This is a genomic window from Streptomyces sp. NPDC028368, from assembly GCF_055565615.1.
On the sequence record NZ_JBVHTY010000014.1, the window covers coordinates 41,689 to 59,175 of the forward strand.

The 17,487-nt window shown below is 74.0% G+C and carries 15 protein-coding genes; 4 read left to right on the forward strand and 11 right to left on the reverse strand.

Annotated elements, in window-relative coordinates; genetic code table 11:
* Window positions 1-43: 43 nt before the first annotated feature.
* The 6 genes from ACZ4S3_RS28640 to ACZ4S3_RS28665 form a co-directional block, all read right to left on the reverse strand.
* Window positions 44-982, reverse strand: a complete 939-nt coding sequence (locus ACZ4S3_RS28640) for a hypothetical protein (protein WP_467939116.1) — start codon at window positions 980-982, stop codon at window positions 44-46.
* A 178-nt stretch (window positions 983-1,160) separates the two neighbouring features.
* A complete protein-coding gene (locus ACZ4S3_RS28645; RefSeq protein WP_467939118.1) occupies window positions 1,161-2,699 on the reverse strand; it encodes a hypothetical protein in 1,539 nt (512 codons plus the stop codon).
* Between the two features lie 178 nt (window positions 2,700-2,877).
* Complete coding sequence (gene pcp / locus ACZ4S3_RS28650) at window positions 2,878-3,522, reverse strand: pyroglutamyl-peptidase I (protein ID WP_467939120.1); 645 nt, start codon at window positions 3,520-3,522, stop codon at window positions 2,878-2,880.
* Window positions 3,523-3,542: 20 nt separating this feature from the next.
* A complete protein-coding gene (locus tag ACZ4S3_RS28655; protein ID WP_467939122.1) occupies window positions 3,543-4,511 on the reverse strand; it encodes a DUF979 domain-containing protein in 969 nt (322 codons plus the stop codon).
* Complete coding sequence (locus tag ACZ4S3_RS28660) at window positions 4,508-5,215, reverse strand: DUF969 domain-containing protein (RefSeq protein WP_467939124.1); 708 nt, start codon at window positions 5,213-5,215, stop codon at window positions 4,508-4,510. Before ACZ4S3_RS28660 ends, ACZ4S3_RS28655 begins: the two co-directional genes overlap by 4 nt.
* Window positions 5,216-5,329: 114 nt before the next feature.
* Window positions 5,330-6,073 (reverse strand): GntR family transcriptional regulator, encoded by a 744-nt coding sequence (locus tag ACZ4S3_RS28665; RefSeq protein WP_467939126.1) that lies wholly within the window; start codon window positions 6,071-6,073, stop codon window positions 5,330-5,332.
* Window positions 6,074-6,213: 140 nt separating this feature from the next.
* Here ACZ4S3_RS28665 and ACZ4S3_RS28670 point away from each other — a divergent pair, with 140 nt between their 5' ends.
* Genes ACZ4S3_RS28670 through ACZ4S3_RS28680 form a run of 3 tightly spaced genes read left to right on the forward strand, consistent with a single transcriptional unit; the run spans window position 6,214 to window position 8,536 of the window.
* Window positions 6,214-7,002, forward strand: coding sequence for a LamB/YcsF family protein (locus ACZ4S3_RS28670; RefSeq protein ID WP_467939128.1), 789 nt, complete (start codon window positions 6,214-6,216; stop codon window positions 7,000-7,002).
* Window positions 6,999-7,676 carry a 5-oxoprolinase subunit PxpB gene (gene pxpB, locus ACZ4S3_RS28675; RefSeq protein WP_467939130.1) on the forward strand — a complete coding sequence of 226 codons (678 nt, stop codon included), beginning with the start codon at window positions 6,999-7,001 and terminating at the stop codon, window positions 7,674-7,676. The genes ACZ4S3_RS28670 and pxpB overlap by 4 nt, the downstream gene beginning before the upstream one ends.
* Complete coding sequence (locus tag ACZ4S3_RS28680; RefSeq protein ID WP_467939132.1) at window positions 7,673-8,536, forward strand: 5-oxoprolinase subunit C family protein; 864 nt, start codon at window positions 7,673-7,675, stop codon at window positions 8,534-8,536. The genes pxpB and ACZ4S3_RS28680 overlap by 4 nt, the downstream gene beginning before the upstream one ends.
* Here the strand turns inward: ACZ4S3_RS28680 and ACZ4S3_RS28685 are convergent.
* The 4 genes from ACZ4S3_RS28685 to ACZ4S3_RS28700 are packed head-to-tail and all read right to left on the reverse strand — an operon-like array spanning window position 8,533 to window position 15,360.
* Window positions 8,533-12,165, reverse strand: a complete 3,633-nt coding sequence (locus ACZ4S3_RS28685; RefSeq protein WP_467939134.1) for a hydantoinase B/oxoprolinase family protein — start codon at window positions 12,163-12,165, stop codon at window positions 8,533-8,535. The genes ACZ4S3_RS28680 and ACZ4S3_RS28685 overlap by 4 nt on opposite strands.
* Window positions 12,162-13,025 (reverse strand): SGNH/GDSL hydrolase family protein, encoded by an 864-nt coding sequence (locus ACZ4S3_RS28690; protein ID WP_467939460.1) that lies wholly within the window; start codon window positions 13,023-13,025, stop codon window positions 12,162-12,164. Before ACZ4S3_RS28690 ends, ACZ4S3_RS28685 begins: the two co-directional genes overlap by 4 nt.
* A 2-nt stretch (window positions 13,026-13,027) precedes the next feature.
* Window positions 13,028-14,236: a glycosyltransferase gene (locus ACZ4S3_RS28695; protein WP_467939136.1), complete on the reverse strand. Its 1,209-nt coding sequence runs from the start codon at window positions 14,234-14,236 to the stop codon at window positions 13,028-13,030.
* Complete coding sequence (locus ACZ4S3_RS28700) at window positions 14,233-15,360, reverse strand: glycosyltransferase family 4 protein (protein WP_467939138.1); 1,128 nt, start codon at window positions 15,358-15,360, stop codon at window positions 14,233-14,235. Before ACZ4S3_RS28700 ends, ACZ4S3_RS28695 begins: the two co-directional genes overlap by 4 nt.
* 174 nt (window positions 15,361-15,534) lie before the next feature.
* Between ACZ4S3_RS28700 and ACZ4S3_RS28705 the strand changes: the two genes are divergently transcribed.
* Window positions 15,535-15,759: a helix-hairpin-helix domain-containing protein gene (locus ACZ4S3_RS28705; protein WP_467939140.1), complete on the forward strand. Its 225-nt coding sequence runs from the start codon at window positions 15,535-15,537 to the stop codon at window positions 15,757-15,759.
* A gap of 84 nt (window positions 15,760-15,843) precedes the next feature.
* Here the strand turns inward: ACZ4S3_RS28705 and ACZ4S3_RS28710 are convergent, their stop codons facing one another.
* Window positions 15,844-17,268, reverse strand: coding sequence for a HEAT repeat domain-containing protein (locus ACZ4S3_RS28710; RefSeq protein WP_467939142.1), 1,425 nt, complete (start codon window positions 17,266-17,268; stop codon window positions 15,844-15,846).
* Window positions 17,269-17,487: the final 219 nt, after the last annotated feature.

The following is a 17,487-nucleotide window of genomic DNA, read 5'->3' on the forward strand; positions in this document are numbered from 1 at the left end:
GGTGTCGGACGGTGGTCTGGCGGAGGTGGAGGGCCGGGCGGGGTCAGCCTGCGTGGAAGGGCAGTCCCTCGCCTGCGACCAGGTCGAGGTCGTCGGTGTCCTCACCGGGCAGCAGCGAGCCGCTGCCGTCGGCGACGGGGACCACGCCCAGTTCCAGGAGCTCGGCCATGGCGGCGCTGCCGGCCATGTCGCGGACCTGGAGCTGATAGCGGGCGGTGGTGCGGTACGCGCCGCCGGCGTCGTCGCCGGTGCGCTGCAGGAAGCCGGAGTCGACGAGGAAGGTGACGGCCTTGGCGATGATGCCGGTGGTCGAACCGGCGAGCCGCCGGGCGTCCTTGGTGGCGCCGGTCGCGCTGCGCCGGGCGTAGACCCGCCAGGCGGACTCCAGTCCGGGCGCGTCGCTGACCGGGTCGGTGTTCTCGCCCTCCTGCTCGGCGCGCTCCTCCAGGCGGCGGCATGCCTGCCGGACGAAGGCGTCGACGCCGTTGACGGTGATCCGGCCGATGTAGCCGTCGTCGGCGAGGTCCTCGGGGCGCGGGAAGGCCAGCGCGGCGACGGCAAGGTGGGCCAGGCCGTGCAGGAAGCGGTCGGCGGAGTCGGCGGAGGCGCGGCGGGCGTAGTCGCCCATCCGTACGGCGAAGACGGAGTCCTCGGCGGCGGTAACGGCCATGCCGGCGCGGGTGGAGACCTCCAGGACGATCAGGCCCAGCCCCGTGGCGACCGCGTCGGCGAGCCGGGCGAAGGCGGGCTCGTCGCGGTAGCGGCGCAGCAGCTCGGCGTACTCGGCGTCGCGGGCGGGCAGCAGCTTGGGCTGGAGCCCGAAAGAGACCAGGCGTGCGGCGTCCGCGGCGTCGGCGGGGCTCAGCGGCGCGGTGACGGCCGGTGCCGGCTCGGCATCGGGGGTGCGCGCGCTCCAGCCGGCATCACCGGCGCCGGACGCCAGGTCCGGCTGCGGCACCTCGTCGGCGGCGTACTCGGTCACGGTGCAAGCTCCTTGTGCGGGGTCCGGACGGCCGGGCGGATCAGTGGCTGCCGTATCCGGGTGCGCGGCTGCCGTGGCCGGGTGCCCGGCTGCCGTATCGGGGTGTGTGGCTGCCGTATCGGGGTGTGTGGCTGCCGTATCGGGGTGTGTGGCTGCCGTATCCGGTGGTGCGGGGGCATCAGGCCGCCTCCGAACGGTCGGCGGCCATACCGGCCGCGTCCAGCAGGGCCGTGCCGACGATGAGGTCGGCGCCGCCGAACTCGGGGTCGGTCAGCTCCGTGCCGTCGTCGACGGCGAAGAGCAGCTGGGACTCGCCCTGGCGGTAGGCCGTACCGACCGGGGGGCTGGCGGCGTGCACCGCCAGCAGGGCGACGAGGTAGGGGAGTTCGGGATCCTTGCGGCGGGCGTCGGCCAGCAGGCCGGAGAGCCGGCGGGGCGCGTCGGCGGGCAGGTCGAGCAGTTCCCTGGCGGCGTCCAGCTGCTCCTCGCTGAAGCGGCTGTCGTCGGGCGTGGCCACCAGGTCGGGCTCGGGCATCTCGGCGCCGAGGTGCTCGCGCTCCAGGGGCGGGGTGAGCAGCACCTCGACGAGGTCGCCGACGCGGACCGCCGACGGGGTGCGCAGGCCCGTGCCGTGGGCGAAGAAGGCGTCGGTGACGCGGATGGCGCGCTCGGCGGGCAGCGGCAGCAGCGGGGCGACCAGCTGACCGTAGAGGTCGAGGCCGGAGCGGGCGGTGGGGGTGGCGAAGGCCTGCCGGTCCTGTTCGGCGCGGAAGAGCGGGCCGGCCTCCAGCAGCCGGGACTGGAGCTGGGTGTGCCGCCGGATGCAGTCCTTGACGATGTCGACGAGCTCGGCGGCGCGCCGCTTGTGCTCCCCGGTCTTGTGGTCGACGGCCTCGGCCTCGTCGCGGGTCTTGCGGATGTTGGTGAGGATGGCGTTCTCGTGGCGGTAGCGGTCCGCGACGTGGTCCAGCGCCTCGGCGATCATGTCCGGCACGGTCTGCAGCCAGTCGACCGCGCGGACATTGCGCCGCGTGGCGTCCAGGGTTTTGCGCAGGGTCTCGGCGTACTGCACGGTCCGGTAGCGGGCCTGCTCCGCGGCGAGCTGCGCGTCGGCCAGCCTGCCGCGGTTGATCAGCACCTCCAGCTTGACCTCGGCGGCGATCTGGGCGCTGGTGACGTCCGTGTCGAGGGCGCCGACCAGGACATTGACCGCCTCGTCGGTGGCCCGGAGGTAGACCGTGCCGCCGGGGCCCGGGACCTCCTCGATGAGCTTGAAGTCGTAGTCGCGGCGGACGTACTCGCCGTCGGTGGTGAAGGTGCCGTAGACGGCCCGGAAGCCGCGGTCCACGCTGCCGACGTTGATCAGATTCTCCAGCACCCAGCGGGCCACCCGCTCGTGCTCGCCCTGGGGGCGGCGGGGAGCCTGGGCGGCGACCCGCGGGAGCACCTTCGCGACTATCTCTTCATGATCGGCGCCGGTGTCGAAGTCCATGTTGAGTGTGACGAGATCGATGACGGCCAGCGCCACCTCCGCCATCGCATAGACGCCGTACTCGCCCGCGAGATTGGCCTTGCGCGCATCGAGGTCGTGCAGCGGCGCGGTGCACGCCAGCGCGCGCAGCCGACGGGCCAGGCCTTCGTCGGCGGCCGGGCCCGGCGCGGGGCGGTGGGGCCCGTTGAGCTGGGGCGCAGCGGGCCCCGGGGCGGGAAAAGTCACGTCGCACAGAGTAAGCGCTCGCACTGACAACGGACGAAACGGCGCGGAGGTGGCCGGCGGCGAACCCGCCGGCGGTCCCGGCCGCGCGGCCCGCCCACGGCCCGGCTCACCGGCCGACGGGTCAGTCTACGGCGGCGCGCTACGGCAGAGCGGGCGGGCCCCACGCGCGCCCCGCCCGTCAGTGCGTGGCTCCCTCCGCGACGCGCAGATCCGTACGGGTGCGGGCGGCCGTCGCGGCGATCTCCCGCAGCGCCCGCGCGACCGCGGCGACGGACAGTGACGGCTGGGCCCGGCCGACGACCTGCTCGGGCGCGTACGGGACGTGCACGAAGCCGCCCCGTACGCCGGGCAGTTCGGTGGCGATGAGGTGGGCGAGGCCGTAGAAGACGTGGTTGCAGACGAAGGTGCCCGCGGTGTTGGAGACGGAGGCGGGCACCCCCGCGGCGCGGACCGCCGCCACGCAGGCCTTGATCGGCAGGGTGGAGAAGTACCCGGCCGGGCCCCCGGGCACGATCACCTCGTCGATCGGTTCCGCGCCCGCCCCATCCGGGATGCGGGCGTCGTCGACGTTGATGGCGACGCGTTCGACGGTGACGTCGGGGCGGCCGCCCGCCTGGCCGACGCACACCACGATCTCGGGGCGGGTGTCCGCGATCGCGGCACGCAGGGCGGACAGCGATCTCCCGTAGACGCAGGGCAGTTCCACGGCGAACACCTCGAGGCCGGCGGGCGGTTCGGCCGCGGCGGCCCGCACCGCCTGCCAGGAGGGATTGGTCGACTCACCGTCGAAGGGCTCGAATCCGGTCAGCAGTACCCGGGTCATCCGGTGGTCCTCACCAGTGCTCAGAAGGCGAACAGGAACATGAACACGATGTTGCAACCGAGCAGCACGCCCGCGGTGGGCAGCTGGGCCTTGATGGGCCCGTACTGGTCCTTCAGTTCCAGCAGGGCGGCCGGGACGATGTTGAAGTTGGCGGCCATCGGGGTCACGAGGGTGCCGCAGAATCCGGCGAGCATCCCGATGGCCAGGACGGCGGCGGGGTTGCCGTCGAAGTGGCCGATCAGCACCGGCCAGCCGACGGCTGCGGTCATCACGGGGAAGGCGGCGAAGGCGTTGCCCATGACGATCGTGAACAGGAACATGCCCACGCAGTAGACGACGATCGCGATGGACAGCGAGTCCTTGGGGAGCGCGGCGGTGGCGAGCTTGCCGACCTGGGTGCCGACGCCGGAGACCTGGAAGATGGCGCCGAGGGTGGCCAGCATCTGTGGCAGCAGCATCGCCCAGCCCATCGCCTCCAGCATGGAGCGGCCGGACTGCACGGGCACCGAGATCCGCTTCTCGCGCAGCATGATCATGCCGATGACCAGGGCGACGACGGCCCCGAGTCCGAGGCCCAGGATGGTCTCGCTGCCCTCCTGGAGGACCGGTTGGCCCCCGAAGGAGAGGTGCTTGACGCCGATGGCGCAGACCATCGCGACGACCGGGATGGTGAGTGCGGGGACGAAGAGTTTGTTGCCGAGCCTGGCGGCGAAGGCGACACGCTGTTCGGAGGTGGTGGTGCGCGGGGTGCCGCGCCCGGTGCAGCCGAAGCCCGCCAGAGCGGCCATGGCGAGCACCGCGCCACCCAGCGGCTCGGCCGGTGCCTGCTTGGTGACCACCCAGCTGCTGTAGATGAATCCGGCGCCGATCAGGCCCCAGAAGGCGCCGGTGCCCAGGCGCTTGGGGTTGGTCCGGTCGGTGAACATCTGGGCGGCCATCACCAGGAAGCTCAGGCCGACCAGCCAGTAGAACCACTCTGCCTTGATCACTGGGCGGCCTCCGCCACGAGGGTTTCGGCGTTGGCGGCGCGCAGTTCACGCTCCAGCCGGCGGTCCAGTCGCAGCAGTCGCCAGCCGTGGAAGACGAAGGCGCACACCGCCGTCGGGATCGCCCACAGCGCGAGCTGCAGCGGCTCGAGGTGGGCGCCGTAGGTGGTGTTGACGAAGCCGGTGATCAGCAGGATCGAGCCGACGGCCAGGAAGACGTCCTCGCCGAAGAACAGGCCGACGTTGTCCGCGCTGGCGGCGAACGACCTGACCTTCTCCCGTGTCCGGTCCGGGAGCCGGCCGTACTTGCGCTCGGCGGCGCCCTCGGCCATCGGTACGGCGAGCGGGCGGACGGTCTGGGCGGGGCCGAAGACGTTGTTCAGGCCGACCGCCGCGCCGAGCTGCCGCAGGCCCAGATAGAGCGCGAGGAAGCGTCCGGTGGTGAGGCGCGCGAACCGGGCGATGACGTTACGGGCCTGCTCCTGGAGGCCGTAGCGCTCCAGGAGGCCGATGACCGGGAGGGTGATGGCGAAGATCGTCACCGCCCGGCTGTTGGCGAAGCCGTCGCCGAAGGCGGCCAGGACCTTGCCGGGCGACAGCCCGCCGAGCAGGCCGGTGAGGATGCCGGCCACCCCCACGACCAGCAGGGGATTGCGTTTCGTGGCGAAGCCGACCACCACCACGAGCACGCCGAGGAGCACCAACATGGGCCCGCCTTCCGCGTACGGGAACCCCACGGACTGTGAGGAGAATGCCGAGGAGGCTAGGCGATTGTTCAACGATCCGACAAGGGGTTGGCGGGGGCGAACTCCCGGCGCGCCTCATCCCTCCGCGATGCGCTGGGCGTACGCCCCTGACAACTGGCCGCGCGAGTCCTCCAGATAGCCGAGCAGCAGCCGCTCGGCCTCGACGGCGTCACCCGCCAGCAGCGCGTCCGCGATCTGCCGGTTGCGGATCAGATACGGCGCGTAGAAGCGCTGGGGATCGTCCATGACGTGAAAGACCAGCCGGAGTTCGGCCAGCACCCCGCGCATCAGCTCGTCCGTCCGGGGGCTCCCCGCCAGGGCGACGACGGCCTGATGAAAGCGCAGGTTGGCGGTCGAAAGGTCGTCCCAGGCGCGGTCCGCGGCGGCCGCCTCACCGGCCCGCACCGCCGCGTCGATGGCCTCGACCGCCTCGCTCGCCGCGTCGTCGTACGGCCCCTGCCCCAGCCCCCGTACCGCCGCCGACTCCACGATCATGCGCACCCGGAAGATGTCGTCCAGGTCCTCGACCGTCGCGACCCGTACGAACACCCCGCGGTTGAGCCGGTGCTCCAGCAGCCGCTCGTGCGTGAGCAGCCGGAACGCCTCCCGCAGCGTGTTGCGCGAGACGCCGAGCGCGCCGCCGATGCTCTCCTCCGACAGCCGGGCGCCGGGCGGGAAAAAGCCCTCGGTGATCCGGTCCCGCAGGATCTCGGCGACCCGCTCGGCGGTGCTGGAGCGCCCGAGCAGCGCCCGGTCCGACTCCAGGCCCGAGACCTCGGCCAGCCGCCGCTGATCGTTCTTCGTCACTCCGCCGGCCATTGCGCTCTCCGCTCTCGCTGTCGTGTCGGCGGAAGTCAATCCCAGAAGGGAGAACGAAACAACACACCTCTTGTCGGATCGTTCAACAATCCAGTACGTTGACCCCCGCCCCTGCACGTGCCTACCCGGAACGGACAGACATGAGTGACCCGGCGGCACCTCCCGTCATCGACCTCAACGCCGACCTCGGGGAGGGCTTCGGCCGCTGGCAGCTCACCGACGACGACGCGCTGCTGTCCGTCGTCACCAGCGCCAATGTCGCCTGCGGCTTCCACGCCGGCGACCCGTCCACCATGCGCCGGGTGTGCGAGCTGGCCGCCGCGCGCGGCGTGGTCATCGGCGCCCAGGTCTCCTACCGGGATCTGGCCGGCTTCGGCCGCCGCGCGATGGAGGTACCGCCGGACGAGCTGGCCGACGAAATCACGTACCAGATCGGTGCGCTGGAGGTCTTCGCGCGGGCCGCCGGCGCCCGCGTCGGCTATGTCAAACCGCACGGCGCGCTCTACAACCGCTGCGTCCACGACGAGGAACAGGCCGCCGCCGTCATCTCCGGCATCCGCGCCGCGGCCGGCGCCCTCCCCGTCCTCGGCCTCCCCGGCTCCCGCCTGCACCAGGCCGCCCGGCAGGCCCGGCTCCCGGTCATCGGCGAGGCGTTCGCGGACCGTGCCTACACCGACGAGGGCACCCTCGTCCCGCGCCGCGAGCCGGGCGCCGTGATCCACGCCCCCGACGAGGTGGTCAAGCGCGCCCTGGGCATGGCCCGCGACCGCACCGTCACCTCGATCGGCGGGCGGGGCATCGCGATCACCGCCCGCTCCCTGTGCCTGCACGGGGACACCCCCGGCGCCGCGGACCTCGCCCGCCGCGTACGGTCCGAACTGACCGCGGCCGGTGTGCACGTACGGAGCTTCGCCGGGAGCGCCGCATGAGGCCGCTGCCCGTCGGCGAGCACGGGCTGCTCATCGAGCTGGACAGCGCCGAGGCGGTCGAGGCGCTCCATGCCGAACTGCTGCGCCGCGCGGCCGCCGGCACGCTGCCCTGGGCCGGGGGCACTCCCCCGGCGACCGCCGGGGCGACCCCCGCCCGGACGGAGTCCGGGGGAGAGATCGTGCCCGCCGCGCGTACGGTGTTCCTCGACGGCCTCGCCGATCCCCGCGCATTCACCGCGGAACTGGCCACATGGGACATCCCACCGCTCACCGCCGGCGACCGCCCCGCCATCGAGATACCGGTCCGCTACGACGGCCCCGACCTTGCCGAAGTGGCCGCCCTGTGGGACGTCGCCCCCGACGAGGTCGTCCGCCTGCACGCCGGCACCACCTTCCGTGTCGCCTTCTGCGGCTTCGCCCCCGGCTTCGGCTATCTGACCGGCCTGCCCCGGACGTTGGACGTCCCACGTCGGACCACCCCCCGCACCAAGGTCCCGGTCGGCTCGGTAGCACTCGCGGGCCCGTACACCGGCGTCTACCCCCGCTCCTCCCCCGGTGGCTGGCAGCTGATCGGCACCACCGACACCGTCCTGTGGGACCCCGCCCGCGAACCGGCGGCGCTGCTCGCCCCCGGCACCCGCGTCCGTTTCGTCCCCCAGGAGACCGCCCGATGACCGACCGCGCCCTGTCGGTCGTACGGGCCGGAGCGCTCACCACCGTCCAGGACCTCGGCCGACCCGGCCATGCGCACCTGGGCGTGCCCCGGGCCGGCGCCCTCGACGAGCCCGCACACCGCCTCGCCAACCGCCTGGTGGGCAACCCCGAATCGGCCGCCACCCTGGAGACGACCCTGACGGGGTGCGCCGTACGGGTCCGCACGGCCACCACCGTCGCGGTCACCGGCGCGCCCTGCCCGGTGACGGTCGACGGCCGCCCCGCCCCCTGGGGCGCGCCGGTAGGTGTCCCGGCGGGCGCCGTCCTGGATGCCGGTCCCGCCACCCACGGCCTGCGCTCGTATCTCGCCTTCGGCGGCGGCATCGACGCCGAACCGGTCCTGGGCAGCCGCGCCGCGGACCTCCTCTCCGGCCTCGGCCCTGTGCCGCTCACCGATGCCGCGGTGCTCCCCCTGGGACGCCCGTACGCGCCGCCCGCCCCCGTGGACGCCGTACCGCACCCCGGCCCGGTGACGGAGCTCGTCCTGCCCTTCCTCCCCGGCCCGCGCGACGCCTGGTTCACGGACGGCGGCCTGCGCACCCTCCTCACCGGCCGCTTCCGCGTCTCCCCGGCGAGCAACCGCATCGGCCTGCGCACCGAGGGCCCGCCCCTGGAACGCGCCCGCTCCGGCGAACTCCCCAGCGAGGGCATGCCGCTGGGCGCTCTCCAGGTCCCGCCCAACGGCCTGCCGGTGCTCTTCCTCCACGACCACCCGACCACCGGCGGCTATCCGGTCATCGGAGTGGTCCCCGAGCGCGCTCTGGCGCCCGCCGCCCAGGCCGTACCGGGGACGCCGGTACGGTTCACCCGCCTGCGTTAACCGACGGCCGGACCGTACCCGCCCCCGCCCGGCGTACGGATCACCAGCACATCGTCCACCCCGACCTCCGCCGTATCGCAGCCCCGCAGCTCCGCACGCGAACCATCGGCCCGTTCAACGGAGTTGACGCCCAGCGAGCCCGGCGCCCCGCCCGCCATCCCGTACGGCGCGACCCTGCGGTGGTTGGTCAGCAAGGCCACCGTCATCGGCTCCAGGAAGCGCAGCCGGCGTTCGACGCCGCAGCCGCCGTGCCAGTGCCCGCTGCCGCCGCTGCCGGAGCGGATGGCGAAGCTGTCGACGCGGACGGGATAGCGCCACTCCAGGACCTCGGGGTCGGTCAGCCGGGAGTTGGTCATATGGGTCTGCACGGCGTCCGCGCCGTCGAAGCCGTCGCCGGCGCCGGAACCACTGGCCACGGTCTCGTAGTACTGCACCCGGTCGTTGCCGAAGGTGAGGTTGTTCATGGTGCCCGAGCCCTCGGCCTGGATGCCGAGCGCGGCGTAGAGGGCGCCGGTGACCGCCTGGGAGGTCTCCACGTTGCCCGCCACGGTGGCCGCCGGGAAGACCGGGGCCAGCATCGAGCCCGGCGGGATACGGACCTGGAGCGGTTTGAGGCAGCCGCTGTTGAGCGGGATGTCCTCGGCGACCAGGGTGCGGAAGACGTACAGGACCGCGGCCATCACCACGGAGCTGGGCGCGTTGTCGTTGCCGGGCCGCTGGGGTGAGGTGCCGGCGAAGTCCAGCACGGCGCTGCGGGCCGCGCGGTCGACGGTCAGCGCGACGTGGATCCGGGCCCCGTTGTCGGTCTCGTAGCGGCAGGAGCCGTCCGACAGGCCGGCGATGATCCGGCGCACCGATTCCTCGGCGTTGTCCTGGACGTGCCCCATGTAGGCCCGTACGACGGCCGGCCCGAACTGCTCTGTCATCCGGCGCAGTTCCTCGACGCCTTTCTCGTTGGCGGCGATCTGGGCGCGCAGATCGGCGATATTGGCGTCCGGGGCGCGGGAGGGGTACGGGCCGCCGGCCAGCAGTTCACGGGTCTCGCGCTCGCGCAGCGTGCCGTCGCGCACCAGCAGCCAGTTGTCGAAGAGGACGCCCTCTTCCTGGATGGTGCTGCTGAAGGCGGGCATCGAGCCCGGGGTGATGCCGCCGATCTCGGCGTGATGGCCGCGGGAGGCGACCAGGAACTGCAGCTCGTCACCGTGCGTTACGGAAGAAGCAGGGGTCGTGGCGAAGACGGGGGTGACGACCGTGACGTCCGGGAGGTGGGTGCCGCCGTGGTAGGGGTCGTTGATCGCGTACACATCGCCGGGCCGCATGTCGTCGCCGCGCCGCCGGAGCACCTCCTTGATGGACTCCCCCATCGAGCCCAGATGGACGGGAATGTGCGGGGCGTTGGCGATCAGATTGCCGTCGGCGTCGAAGAGCGCGCAGGAGAAGTCGAGGCGCTCCTTGATGTTGACGGAGTGCGCGGTGTTCTCCAGGCGGACGCCCATCTGCTCGGCGATGGCCATGAAGAGGCTGTTGAAGACCTCCAGCATCACCGGATCGGCCTCCGTGCCCACGGCGGCCTGCCCGCCGCGCTCCCGTTCCCGCGTCAGCAGCAGGTGTCCTCGCTCGCCCACGGCCGCCCGCCAGCCGGGGTCCAGGACCGTGGTGGCGTCCTCCTCGGCGATGATCGCCGGACCGGTGAGGCGGTCGCCGGGGCGCAGATCGGTGCGCCGGTAGAGCCGGGTGTCCTGGCGGCGGCCCTGCGCATACATCCGTACGGTCGCGGCATGCGTCAACTCCCCGTCCCGGTCGGTGAATTGCACCTCATGTCCCGCGGCGCCGCCGGCCGCTCCGAGCGCCTCGACCGACACCGCCTCGGCCACCAGCGGCTTGTCCATGGTGAAGGCGTAGCGGGCGCGGTGGGCCCGGAGGAAGTCCTCGGCCATGGTGCCGGCGTCGGCCGGCGGGACGCCGATGGTGGAGTCCGTCCCGGCGTAGCGGAGCAGCACCTTGGCCCGCGTGGTGATGGAGGCGTCCGGCACGCCGTCGTCCAGGAGTTCGCGCCGGGTCGCTCCGGCCAGCGTGTCGCACACCTCGTGCACCCGGTCGACGGCCCCGGGCTGCCCGAGTTCCGCCTCGACGGCCGCTTCCCGCATCGCGGTGGCGTCGGCGACCCCGATGCCGTAGGCGGAGAGCACTCCGGCCAGCGGCGGTACGAGCACCGTGCCGATGCCCAGTGCGTCGGCGACCGCGCAGGCGTGCTGGCCGCCGGCGCCGCCGAAGCTGGTGAGGGCGTAGCGGGTGATGTCATGGCCGCGCTGTACGGAGATCTTCTTGACCGCGTTGGCCATGTTGAGGACGGCGATGTCCAGGAATCCGGCGGCGACGTCCTCGGGGCCGCGGTCGTCGCCGGTGGCGGCCGCGGCGCGCTCGGCCAGCTCGGCGAACCGGGTGCGGACGACGTCGGCGTCCAGCGGCTGGTCGCCGTCCGGTCCGAACACCGCGGGAAAGTGGTCCGGCTGGATGCGGCCGAGCATCACATTGGCGTCGGTGACGGTCAGCGGGCCGCCGCGGCGGTAGCAGGCCGGGCCCGGTACGGCGCCCGCCGAGTCGGGGCCTACGCGGTAGCGGCGCCCGTCGAAGTGCAGCACGGAGCCGCCGCCGGCCGCGACGGTGTGGATGTTCATCATCGGGGCGCGCATCCGCACCCCCGCGACCTCACTGCCGAAGACCCGCTCGAACTCCCCGGCGTAGTGCGACACATCGGTGGAGGTGCCGCCCATGTCGAAGCCGATCACCCGGTCGTGGCCGGGCCCCGCCTCCTTCGCGGCGCGGACCATGCCGACGACGCCGCCCGCGGGCCCGGACAGCACCGCGTCCTTGCCCCGGAAGTGCTCGGCCTCCCGCAGCCCGCCGTTGGACTGCATGAACATCAGCCGGATGCCCGGGAGCTGGGCCGCGATCTCCTCGACGTACCGGCCCAGGATCGGCGAGAGATAGGCGTCGACGACCGTGGTGTCCCCGCGCGGCACGAGCTTCATCAGGGGGCTGACCTCGTGCGAACAGCTCACCTGCGCGAACCCCGCCCGCCGGGCCAGTTCGGCGACGGCCTTCTCGTGGTCGGCGTGGCGGTAGCCGTGCAGCAGGACGACGGCCGCGCTGCGCAGCCCGTCCGCGCGGGCCCGGATCAGCGCCTCGCGGACCCCGTCGGCATCCAGCGGCCGGACGGTCTCGCCGTGCGCGCCGATCCGCTCGGGCACCTCGATCACCCGCTCGTAGAGCGCCTCGGGCAGCACGATGTGCCGGTCGAAGATCCGCGGCCGGTTCTGATAGGCGATCCGCAGGGCGTCCCGGAACCCCTCGGTGGTCAGCAGTACCGTCGGCTCGCCGGTGCGCTCCAGCAGCGCGTTGGTGGCGACGGTCGTGCCCATCTTGACGACGGAGACCCGCTCGGCGGGCACCGGCTCGTCGGGGCCCAGCTCCAGCATCATCCGGATTCCGGCCACCGCGGCGTCCCGGTAGCGCTCGGGGTGGTGCGAGAGCAGCTTGCCGGTGACGAGGCGGCCGTCCGGGCGTCTGCCGATGACATCCGTGAAGGTGCCACCGCGATCGATCCAGAACTCCCAGCGTCCGGTCACCCGGCCATTGTCGCAGTGCCCTTGGGGTCCGTCAGGGCGGCGAGCGCGGCACGCGTGGCGCGTTCGGCGGTGGCGTCCAGGAGCCGCCCGGAACCGGCCAGGCCGTGCCGGCATTCCTGGGCGGCCAGGGCCAGCAGACCGGGCAGCAGATCCGTGCACCGGTCGGCGACCCAGCGGGTGCCGCGGGTGGCCATCCACCAGACGGATCCGGCACGGGTCGGCGGCGGCCCGTCGAGGGTGAGCTCGGGCGGCGGCCCCAGGCGATGACCGGCGGCCGCCAGCGCCGTGTGGAAGCCGCGGGCCAGCAGCCGGTGGCCGCGCTCGCTGGGATGCAGCCGGTCCACGCTCCAGCCGGCGCGGTCGGCGACCCACGCCTCGTCGGCGAGATGCAGATGGACACCGCCGTAGCGGCCGGACACCGCGTGGACGACGGTGTTCACCGCGCGCATCCGCCGGGCCAGCGGGCGGGCCAGCGGCGCGGGCAGCCCCAGCATCCGCCCCGGGTCGGGCAGGCACGCAGTCAGGACCACGGCCCCGTCGGCGCTGAGCGTGCGGTGCGTGTGATCGAGTGCGGCGGCGACCCGCTCTATGGCGAACGCGGCCCGCAAGGTGTCGTTCGCCCCGACGACGAGCGACGCGTAGCGGGGCGCGAGGCGTCGCGCCGCGGGCAGCTGCCGTTCGGCCACCTCGGCCGCCAGCGCCCCGCTGCGCGCCAGATTCACCAGCGGTACGCTCCCCGGCCGCTCCCCCACCGCCTCGGCGAGCAGCACGGCCCACCCGCGCCAGCCGCCACCGGGTACGGGGTCGCCCAGCCCCTCGGTGAGCGAGTCGCCCAGCGCGACAAAACCGCGCCGCCGCATCGTCACCACCCGCCCCGGGGGTGCACCGGCGGCTTGGTACCGACGACCGCCCGGCCCCGCGGCGCGGGCGCGTCGTGCGCGGCCAGGAAGGCTTCGACGGCGGGCTGCCAGCCGTACCCCTCGGCGCGCTGCCGGGCGGCGCCGCGGCGGGCCGGCTCGGGGCGGCCCAGCACCCGCTGGACGGCGTCGGCGAAGGACGGGCCGTCGTCGAGGGCGGTATCACCACCGCGGCCGACGAGCCCCGCCAGCGCGGAGGCGGCGCTGGCGACCACGGGCGTGCCGCAGGCGAGCGCCTCCAGAGCGGCGAGGCCGAAGGTCTCGGCCGGTCCCGGGGCCAGCGCGAGGTCGGCGCTCGCCTGGAGCGCGGCGAGGTGGGCGCGGTCGGCGAGGTGCCCGAGGAACGCCGCGGGCAGCCGCTCCGCCCGTACCCGAGCCTCCAGCCGCGCCCGCAGCGGCCCGTCGCCGGCCACCACCAGCGCCGCGTCGACACCGCGCCGGCGCAGTTCCGCCAGCGCGTCCAGCGCCCGCCCCGGCCGCTTCTCCGGCGACAGCCGGGAACACATCAGCATCAGGACGGCGGCCCGGCCCGCACAGCGCCGCCGCAGCTCGGCGCTGCGGCAGTCCGGGTGCCAGGCGGCGAGATCGACCCCCAGCGGCGCCCGCACCACATTGCGCGCACCGACCCGGGTGAACTCCGCCGCCGCCCATTCCGTGGTGCACACGATGCGGCTGTAGGCGTGAGCCGTGCGGGAGTTGAGCCGGTCCGCGGCGGCGCGGGCGACCGGGTCGGGCACACCCCAGGTCCGCAGCACCCCGTCGACGCTCTCGTGCGAGACCATCACCGCGGGGACCCGGGCCCGGCGCGCCCACTGCCCCGTCCAGCGCAGCGTCGTACGGTCGGAGACCTCCAGCCGGTCGGGGTCCAGCACCCGCAGCACACGCTGCAGCTGCCGGCGGTCGGCCAGTACGCGGTAGCCCCCGGTGCCGGGCAGTGCGGGACCCGGCAGGGTGATCACCCGCCCCTGCTCGGTGCGGACGTCGGACGTCCCACCTCCCGGTCCCGGCACGATGAGCACCGGTTCGTGCCCGGCGGCCGCGTACCCCGCGCCCAGCTCGCGCAGCGCGGTACGCAGCCCGCCGGAGGCGGGGGTGACGAAGTTGGCTATCCGTACGATCCGCAGACCCGGCCCGCTCGCCCGGCGCACGCTCATGCCGCCACCGCCGTCCGGCGGGCGAGCACGTCCTCGTAGTGGCCCAGGAGCTGATCGCCCACCGCCTCCCAGGTCCGGTCCTCGACGGCCGCGCGGGCCGCCGCGCCGTACCGTATGCGCAGCTCGGCACTGCGCCCGAGCAGGCGCACCGCGTCCCGTACCGCCCCGCCGTCGCCCGGTGTCACCAGCAGCCCGGTACGGCCGTGGTCCACCAGGTCGAGCGGTCCGCCCGCGCGCGGCGCGACCACGGGCACCCCGGACGCCATCGCCTCCTGCACGGTCTGGCAGAAGGTCTCATACGGTCCGGTGTGCACGAAAATATCCAACGAGGCGTAGAGCCGGGCGAGTTCATCGCCGGTGCGGCGGCCCAGGAAGCGCGCTCGGGGAAGGGCGGTGCGCAGGCCGGAGGCGCTGGGGCCGTCGCCGATGACGACGGTGCGTACGCCGGGCAGGTGGGACGTCTCGGCCAGCAGCCGGACGTCCTTCTCCGGGGCCAGCCGCCCCACGTACCCCACCAGCAGCTCCCGGCCCGCGGCCAGCGAACTGCGCAGCACCGCGTCGCGCCGCCCGGGGTGAAAGCGCGCGGAGTCGACGCCGCGGGGCCACAGATGGACCCGCGGTACACCGTGCTCGGTCAGATCCAGCAGCGCCGCGCTGGAAGGCGCCAGCGTCCGGTCGGCAGCCGCGTGCACCGCCCGGATGCGCCGCCAGGCCGTCGCCCCGCCGCCGCCCAGATAGGTACGGGCGTAGCGGCCCAGATCGGTCTGGTAGACGGCGATCGCGGGCACCCGCCGCCGGGCCGCGGCCGCCATCCCCCGGGCGCCGAGGACGAAGGGGCTGGCGAGGTGCACCACGTCCGGCCGGTGCGCGGCGAGCGCGGCGGACAGTCTTCGCCCCGGCAGCGCGATCCGTACCTGGGGATAGCCGGGCAGCGGCACGGAGGGCACCCGCACGACGGGGCAGGGGCTCTCATAGGTCGCAACCGCCGGCTCATGGCCGGCGAGCGGGGCGATGACCAGGGGATCGTGGCCGCGCCGGACGAGGTGCCGGGCGGTTTCCAGGGCGCAGTGTGCGACGCCGTTGACATCGGGCGGGAAGGATTCGGTGACGATGACGACACGCATACCGATGTTGTCGGCGCGCCGTGCGTGGAGGGGGCCAAGGGGATCTTTCCAGCCGGGGAACGTCCCATGAGCGTTCCGCGGCGCACGGTGCCACCGAGCGGGCCGCACACCCGGATGTCAGGCTGGACGGTGCGCCCCTGGCGCGTGTCCCCCGACGAAACGACGAGGAGAGCTGTGACGGCCGACGACACGGAGCTGACCGAACCCTCCGACGGCCTTCCCCCGCGGATCGGCGCCCCGGCGCGCCGGGCTCTGGAACGGGCGGGCTATCTGCGACTGTCCCAGCTGGCCGGGGTGAGCGAGGCCGAACTGCGCCGGCTGCACGGGATGGGCCCCAAGGCACTGGGCATCCTGCGGGACGCACTGGCGGCACGGGGCCTGTCCTTCGCCGAGGAGTAGCCCGGAAATCCTCCACCACGGAATACCCCGCAACCCACCGCAACCGGCAACGGCTCCCGCCCCGGCCCACCACGGCGCGGGGCGCTACACGCCCTTCGCTTCCGGCCCGAATCTGCTGCGCACCGCCGTCTGGACCTCGGCCTCCTCGGCCGGGTCGGCGGCAAGACGCCGGAGCTGTTCGACGACCCGGTCGTCGCCGGTGGCGGCGTGCCGGGCGGCGAGTTCGCGGGTGGTCTCCTCGCAGTCCCACAAGCACTCGACGGCGAAGCCGGCCGCGAAGCCGGGGTCGGTGGCGGCCAGCGCGCCGGCCGCCCGGCCGCGCAGCTGGGAGGAGGAGGTCTCGCGGTAGAGGTGACGCAGTACGGGGGCGGCGCAGGCGACGCCGAGGCGGCCGACGCCGTCGACCAGCTCCCACAGGCCGTCCGCGTCCGGGCCCTCCTCACGGACGGTCCGGCGCAGTGCGGCCAGCACCAGGTCGGCGTCGCGCTGCGCCCCGCGGCGGGCGAGCACCGCGGCGGCGGACGCGCCGAGCCGGTCCGTACGCCGGGCCCACAGGCGGGCCCGCTCGACGGCGGCGACGCTGCGCATCCGCTCGAAGGCGCAGAGCGCGGCCGCGGCCGGCGGCTCGGCGGAGAAGGGATCGACGGCGGCGGCCTCGATCAGGTCGAGGACGTCGGGATCGCCGCGTTCGGCGAGGTGGTGGAGCGCGGCGGCGCGCGCCGCGTCCGGGCCCGTACGCGCGGCGCGCAGCAGCTCGGGGCGGTCCTCCGGGCCCGCTACCGCGCCCAGGCAGCGGGCGGCGGCGAGGTGCCGGTGTTCCTCGGGCTCCAGCTCCAGTCCCTGCTGGGCCCACTGAAGGACCTCGGTCACGCTCCAGCCGGGGCGCGGTCCCCGCGGGCGCAGCTGCCGCTGCCAGCGGTCGAAGGAGCCCTGCTCCCCGGCGGCGGTCAGGCGCGCGGCGTACCGGGGGTCCTCGGCCCACAGCCGCCAGGGCCGGGGCTCGAAGGCATCGCGGACGGCGGCGGCCAGCTCGGCCGCGCCCTCCTCGGTCTCGGCGAAGCGGGCGAGCACGGCGGGGGCGAGCGTCATCAGCCCGGCGTCGTCGTCGCGCAGCGCGAGCTCGTCGAGGGCCCAGCGCCAGTTGGTGCCGGCCGCGGCGTAGCTGCGCAGCAGCAAGCGGGCGGCGTCCCGGCCGTACGCGGCGAGGTGGCCGAGCACGGCGAGGGCGAGGCCGGTGCGCTCCTCGCCGGTGTCGACGAGGTCGTCGGGGTGGAAGAGGTGCCGTTCGATCTCTTCGAGTCCGCCGTCGAGCTGCATGTAGAGGCGCGCGTAGTAGAGCGAGCGGTTCTCGACCTGCCAGTCGCGCCTGGGGTCACGCAGCACGCTGTCGTTGAGCGCCGCGAGCGCCTCGGCTCGGGGCGCCGCGAGGGCATGCAGGGTCCCGTCGCCGCGGCCTCGCTGAAGGAGGCCGAGCAGGGTGCCGCTGGGCGCTATGTCTGGATCGAACATGAGGTCAGCATCCGGGGCGAGGGGCAGGCTGGCAACGGGATTTCCGCTGACCGGCATTCTTGCCGGTGACTGCGGGCCGTATGCGTCGTTCCCACCATGGATCGGTGGGCAGAACAGCTCTACGGCGGCCGCAGCCTAGCCTGGAAGCTGTCATTCCGCCGATTCGACCCGGGGTTGCCACGGAAGGCCTGTGGCATATGCCAGATGCACCACCGTATC